This is a genomic window from Chryseobacterium sp. S0630, assembly GCF_024158915.1.
Lineage (GTDB): Bacteria > Bacteroidota > Bacteroidia > Flavobacteriales > Weeksellaceae > Chryseobacterium.
Genome location: NZ_JAMZGF010000030.1, coordinates 52,788 through 59,418 on the forward strand (window position 1 = coordinate 52,788; position 6,631 = coordinate 59,418).

Sequence of the window (6,631 nt, forward strand, 5' to 3'; positions counted from 1 at the left end):
AATCGAGTTTTGTATTAAAAATATAAACTTTCAATGAATAGTGAAATAACTTATTGCAAATAAAAAATTAACCCATTTATTTTCAGCGAATTTAATTTTCAAAACCTTGAAAAGACTTCGCTAATAATTGATAAAAGAGCAAAAAAATAAGGCATCTCTTTGCAGAAACACCTTATCATATCTTATTTTCGATTCATTATTTTGAATAATTCTCAAAGAATAACGGAATACTTTCAATCCCTTTGTAGAAATTGAATAGCCCGTAATGTTCGTTTGGAGAGTGGATCGCATCAGAATCCAACCCAAAGCCCATTAATACAGACTTAGCTCCTAAAACCTGCTCAAACATTGCTGTAATCGGGATACTTCCTCCACCTCTGTACGGAAGAACTTCTTTCCCGAATGCTGATTCCATTGCTTGTTTTGCCGCAGCAAATTCTTTCGTATCCGTTGGCAAAACGTAAGGCATACCTCCGTGGTGAGGGGTTACTTTAATTTTTACCGTATCGGGAGCAATCTTTTCAAAATATTTCGTGAACTTCTCTGTAATTTCCTGAGGAGTCTGATAAGGTACCAAACGCATTGAAATTTTAGCAAAAGCTTTTGAAGGAATTACTGTTTTCGCTCCTTCTCCTGTATAACCGCCCCAGATTCCGTTGCAGTCTAAAGTAGGACGAATAGAAGTTCTTTCTAAAGTTGTATATCCTTTTTCCCCTTCGATATTGCTTAATCCGATTGATTTCTTGAATTCTTCCGGATTGTCTTTCAATTTGTTCATTTCAGCTCTTTCAGCATCTGAAACAGTTTCTACATTGTCATAGAATCCGTCAATGGTGATATGACCGTTTTCATCAATCAGATTGGCGATCATTCTTGAAAGAACGTGAATAGGGTTCGGAACTGCTCCACCGTAAAGACCTGAGTGCAGGTCTCTGTTTGGACCTTCCACTTCTACTTCTACATAACTTAAACCTCTTAAACCTGTTGTTACAGTAGGTTGTTCATTACTATAAATGTGAGTATCAGAAATTAAGATACAGTCGCAAGCTAATTTCTCTTTATTTTCATTTACCCAGTCTCCTAAGCTTACAGATCCTACTTCTTCTTCTCCTTCTAAGATAAATTTAACGTTGCAAGGAAGAGTATTGGTCTTCATCATCGCTTCAAAAGCTTTCAAATGCATGAAAAACTGCCCTTTATCATCAGCAGAGCCTCTTGCGAAGATAGCTCCTTCAGGGTGTAATTCAGTTTTTTCAATATAAGGCTCAAAAGGTGGCTTTGTCCATAATTCCAATGGATCCGCCGGCTGAACATCATAGTGTCCGTATACCAAAACTGTAGGTAAATTTTTATCTAAAATCTTTTCCCCGAAAACAATTGGATATCCTTTTGTGTTGCAAACTTCCACATTATCAGCGCCTGCATTTTTAAGGTGTGCTGCCACTACATCTGCACATTTCAAAACGTCATCTTTATACGCCGGATCTGCAGAAATAGAAGGTATTCTCAATAACTCAAATAATTCATCCACGAAACGCTGTTTGTTTTCGTTAATGTAATTTAATGTCTCTTGCATTGTAAAAATTTATTTTGTTAAAATTAAAAAAAATGCCCGGCAGGAACAAACAAAAAGGGAGGATTTTACCAACCTCGTGTTAATGAACCTTATAGCCCTCTTTTTTAATAAAAAAATGCCCTGCAGAAACAGGGCACTTATATATTTTGTACTTCTAATTAGTGTTCAGCTTTTGGCGCTTTATCAGCTTCAGCAGGTTTTGCAGCCGCAGTACTGTCTGTTTTTGGAGCAGCAGCTTCTGGTGTTGCATGAGCCTCTTCTTTATGCTCTGCAGCTCCAGCTTCATGTCCGTGAGCTTCTCCCTGAGGGTCGTCAGAATATCTTTCTACTCCTTCTTCAAGTTTCAAAGTACCTCTGTTTCCTCCTTGTGGAACTTTCTTACAGCTTACCGCTACCGTTGCAATCGCTAAACATATAACTAATTTTTTCATATGTAAAATTATTTTTTTTAAAAGGTAATATGAAACCGCACTATTTTAGTCTATTATGACCTTCCAGATAGCAAGCGATCTCATGCTTAAATTTTTGATTGCCCAAAAGTAAGAAATCCTGCTTTTTTCGGCAACATTTTTATACTGATTTTAATATTATTTTCCCTTTTTTGGATTGGGTAAAAATAAGATACTGGTCTCCTCCGTCTTTTAAACCATATTTCTTTTTGATTTCTTCAGGTTTTAGAGGGTAGTTTTTTGTAATAATATTAAACTGACCTTTCTTTTTAATACTTTTAGAATCAACAGTTTCCATTTCTAAAATTCTTCCGGGGAAGTCTTCAATTCTTTCGCGGGAAGTATAAAGATGGCTATTGGGATGAAGCTTTTTTAATCCAAATTTCTGGGATATCAAATTAAAGACTCCAGCCTTCAAAATGGAATGATTGGGGATGTAAATGTATCTTTCAGGTTCAGAATATTCGGATTGGGCAGTTTCTTCTTCCCCAAATGTAAAGCTAAAGACAGATTCTTTGCTTTCAAGGTTCACACAATTACAGATGATTTTATCCGTATTTTCGTTGGAAAGAAATACGACAACTTCTTTCACATCATTTTTCAGAGCGATAATATCAATCCTGGAAATACCCGGCAATACTGAAACAAGGTATTTAAGATCAATCAACGGAGAAAGTTTAATCACTACCTGATTGGAGATAGAGCGTAGCTTTTCCTGAATCTCAAGAATATCAGGAGACAGATCTTCCAAAAGAAAAACTTTGTTTTTTTGCTCGTCTCTTCTGGCCGGATCAAGATAAATAACATCAAAATGTTCCTGATTTTCATTCAGAAAATCTTCAAGCTTAAGATTGATAAATTTCGCTTTGCGACCTAAAATACCCCAGTTATTTTCAACAATCTTTAAAAGTTCAGTATTCTGTTCTACTAAAGTGATATTATCAAAATTTTGAGACAGATAAAAGGCATCAATACCAAAACCGCTTGTCAGGTCAATGAATTTATTTCCTTTTAGAAATCCTGATTTATATAGAGCCGTTTTTTCTGAAGAAGACTGTTCAAGGTTAAGCTGTGGCGGGAAAAGAATGCCTTCTTTTAAGAGAAACGGAAACTTTCTCTCTGCAACCAGCTTTCCTTTGATCTGCTGAACAATTTCATGCATAGAAACCTCTGAAAACGGAGATTTTTTCAGGAGTAATGCATGTAAATCTGAATTCAGATTTGCGTTGATATAATTTTGAACTTCTTTGTTTATTAATTTAACCACAGATGACGCAGATTTTCACAGATGTTTATGTTTTATTTTTTTGCATTCAAATGCTGATATATTTCTTTTTTATTATTCTAACATTTTATAATCAAAATGTTTAAATTCAGGAAATTTATTCTTAACCACAGATGACACGGATTTTCACAGAGGTTTATGTTTTATTTTTTGCATTCAAATGCTGATATATTTCTTTTTTTATTATTCTAACATTTTATAATCAAAATGTTTAAATTCAGGAAATTTATTCTTAACAACAGATGACACGGATTTTCACAGATGTTTATGTTTTTTCTGTATTTCACCATATAAATTATTTCTGTTTTTCTTATCAACTAAAAAATATGCGCAATCATCTGCGAAAATCTGCGTCATCTGTGGTTATCTTTAGAAAGCTAATCTAAATTCCCTCTTATTTTCCGAAAAATACTTTTGCTAATATAATCAGTATTAAAGTTAACCAGAATACCTAATTTCAATCCTGTTAGCTTTAGATAGGTTAATAACTGCTGATGATGAATATTTGCTATTTCCGTTACAGCCTTCACTTCTATGATAATTTTATCTTCAACAATTATATCAGCAACAAAGCTAGAATCAATAGTGATATCCCTGAATTTAATCTTCATCGGAACTTGAGTTCTCACTTTTAATCCATTATTCTCCAGTTCATAAGCCAAAACTTTCTCATAAACCTTTTCCAATAAACCTGGTCCAAGCTCATTATATACCGAAAAAATAGATTTTCTGATATAAAAACTTATCTCATTTTCATTCATTTGTGTATAATTTATTTTCTACAGTTTACCTGTAAAAATCTGTGTCATCTGAGAAATCTGTGGGAACAATACAACTTATTCAAACATTTCAGCCCAACGAACGGCTTTTATTTCTTTTTCGTTGTAAAGATCTCCGATAGACTTTTTAACGTCTAATTTAGGGTATAAATTCACTCCGATCAGCTTTATTTTCCCTTCTTCAATCCATTGCTGCTCTTCAATAGCATGAGCATAGATTTTTTTCTGAACAACCCCCTGTTTCAACAGTTCTAAATATCCTCCAGCTTCTTCAATCTCAACAAATAAATCCCATGCTTTTTCAGCAAACTGCTGGGTAATATCTTCCACATAGTAACTTCCATTAGAAGCATCTTCAAATACATTGATAATACTTTCGTAAGCCAGAACGATCTGTTGTTTGAAAGAGATCTCTTCCGAGTTATCTGTACTTCTGTCAACAAGATAATTGTTAGAGAAAACGGCATCTGCCCCGCCAATCATGGCAGAAGCAAGCTCCAGTGTAGAACGGATAAGGTTATTTTCGTTGTCAGCAACCGCTTTATTCCGCAGTGAAGTTTCGGCAAAGATGTAAGGAACTTCGTCCAGTCCGTATTCTTTGGAAAGCTGATTAAAAATGATTTTAAAAGCTCTCAGTTTGGCCATTTCAAAGAAATAACTTCCTCCTACAGCTATTCTGAAGATCAGTTTACTTAAAACTTCAGCACCATAAGCTTCCACCAATTCCTTAGTTTTTGCAAGAGCAATTCCAAGCTGTTGATAGATAGCAGCTCCAGCATTCTGATGGAGTGAGATATCTACACAAATATTTCTTTTAAAATCTTTTGACAGCAATTCTTTTACCAGTTGATCATCTATACTTCCTTCTTTTTCATTAAAGACATCAATTAATGAAAAATATTGATCTTCTTCTTTAGGACTGATGTGTCCCGCAAGATCTTTATTATTCACAAAAAGAGTTTTCTGATCAAGGTTTTCTACATTCTGATCCAGCATAAATGCAAATACTTCTTCTTCCAGACTTTCATGGTATCTAGCTACCAAATGGGTGCTTTCTTCAACTCTTGGCAGGTTTACCAAAGGTTTCTGAACCTCTGTATAAAAAGGCTTCACCTCTATTCCTTCCAGATTTTGTTTCTCTAAAACAGGGTAAATATCTTCTGTTTTAAGCTGTTTTTTGACTAGATTTTCCCAGTTTGAAAGTATATCTGTATTTGACATTAGTTTTTTTTATTTGTGAATGGTCAATGGTGAATTCTGCTTCGCAAGTGAATTTTAAAAATTCATTTCATCATTAACGTCATTCTATTCAACTTTTATTACTTTTTAGCCACTTTTGTGCTGTCTACTACCAGAATAAAGATCTCTTCATTCGGTTTTTTCATAAAATAATTTTCTCTTGCGTACTTTTCTTTTTCTGACTTGTTATTCATCAGTTTTTTATAAAAAGCATCATTTTTCTCGTATTCTTTTTTATAATAATCCAGCTGATCTTCATATTTATGAATCTCACCATTCAGTTCATTAATAACAAGAAATGAGGTTTTATCGAAAAAAATCATCCATACCAAAAACAGACAGATCGTAATGGTATACTTATTCAAAACATATTTCTGGATAAGTTTGAATGTTTCAGATTTCGGCTGAATGTCTTTGATAAGGTTGTTTTCTTCCATTTTTTAATGTTTTTTCAACGAATTTTTAATAACGGTAGTTAAAAAATCAATCGCTACGGAATTCTGCTTCATATTGGGGATAATAAGATCCGCATCATTTTTAGACGGCTCAATGAATTCCTGGTGCATTGGTTTCAATGTGGTCTGATAACGGTGTAATACTTCGCTCAGATCTCTTCCTCTTTCCTGAGTATCTCTTCTGATCCTCCTGATAAGCCTTTCGTCAGAATCTGCATGAACAAATACTTTCAAATCAAATTCTTTCAGCAATTCTTTGTTGGTTAAAACAAGAATTCCTTCTACCACCAATACGTTTTTAGGTTCTACAGTGACATGATCTCCTGTTCGGGAATGGGTAACAAAGCTATAAATCGGCTGTTCAATAGACTCATTGTTTTTTAAAGCTTTTACATGTTTTATCAGTAAGTCAAAGTCTATGGATTTCGGATGGTCGTAGTTTAGAGCTTCTCTTTCCGTCAGTGTAAGACCCTGGTTGTCGTGATAATAATTATCCTGAGAGAGGATATTCATTCCCTCAATATCAAGCTGCTGAAGTATCTTATCAACAACTGTAGTTTTGCCGGATCCTGTACCACCGGCAATTCCTATTACAAGCATTGTTTTTTTGTTTCTTTATAGTTGGTACAAATATACTATTTTAGATAAAATATGGCAATGTAAGTGTATTGAGAAATTAAAAGATTAAAGCATTTAAAAATTAAAATATTTTCAGGAAAGCTGCCAGTCTTTATGATTTATTGTTATTACTCAAATTTACTCTCCTGATTTAATAAAAAAGAAGCCGTCTCATTTTCCTTGAGGCGGTTTTTGTTTATAAACTACCCATATTATTTTTTTAGGATGAT

General features: G+C 34.0%; 7 protein-coding genes. All 7 read right to left on the reverse strand.

The window, feature by feature from the left end; genetic code table 11:
- Positions 1-196: 196 nt before the first annotated feature.
- Positions 197-1,576: a dipeptidase gene (locus NK356_RS14130; RefSeq protein ID WP_034697626.1), complete on the reverse strand. Its 1,380-nt coding sequence runs from the start codon at positions 1,574-1,576 to the stop codon at positions 197-199.
- Between the two features lie 158 nt (positions 1,577-1,734).
- Positions 1,735-2,007: a hypothetical protein gene (locus tag NK356_RS14135; RefSeq protein ID WP_047429856.1), complete on the reverse strand. Its 273-nt coding sequence runs from the start codon at positions 2,005-2,007 to the stop codon at positions 1,735-1,737.
- Between the two features lie 139 nt (positions 2,008-2,146).
- Positions 2,147-3,292 carry a class I SAM-dependent methyltransferase gene (locus NK356_RS14140; RefSeq protein WP_253317273.1) on the reverse strand — a complete coding sequence of 382 codons (1,146 nt, stop codon included), beginning with the start codon at positions 3,290-3,292 and terminating at the stop codon, positions 2,147-2,149.
- A gap of 395 nt (positions 3,293-3,687) precedes the next feature.
- On the reverse strand, positions 3,688-4,071 hold the full coding sequence (locus tag NK356_RS14145) for a GxxExxY protein (RefSeq protein ID WP_034697623.1): 384 nt from the start codon (positions 4,069-4,071) through the stop codon (positions 3,688-3,690).
- A gap of 75 nt (positions 4,072-4,146) precedes the next feature.
- Entirely contained in the window at positions 4,147-5,310 is a 1,164-nt protein-coding gene (locus tag NK356_RS14150; RefSeq protein WP_253317274.1) for a methylmalonyl-CoA mutase family protein, read from the reverse strand.
- A 98-nt stretch (positions 5,311-5,408) separates the two neighbouring features.
- On the reverse strand, positions 5,409-5,765 hold the full coding sequence (locus NK356_RS14155) for a septum formation initiator family protein (protein WP_034697620.1): 357 nt from the start codon (positions 5,763-5,765) through the stop codon (positions 5,409-5,411).
- Between the two features lie 3 nt (positions 5,766-5,768).
- Positions 5,769-6,383, reverse strand: coding sequence for a uridine kinase (gene udk, locus NK356_RS14160; protein WP_034697618.1), 615 nt, complete (start codon positions 6,381-6,383; stop codon positions 5,769-5,771).
- Positions 6,384-6,631: the final 248 nt, after the last annotated feature.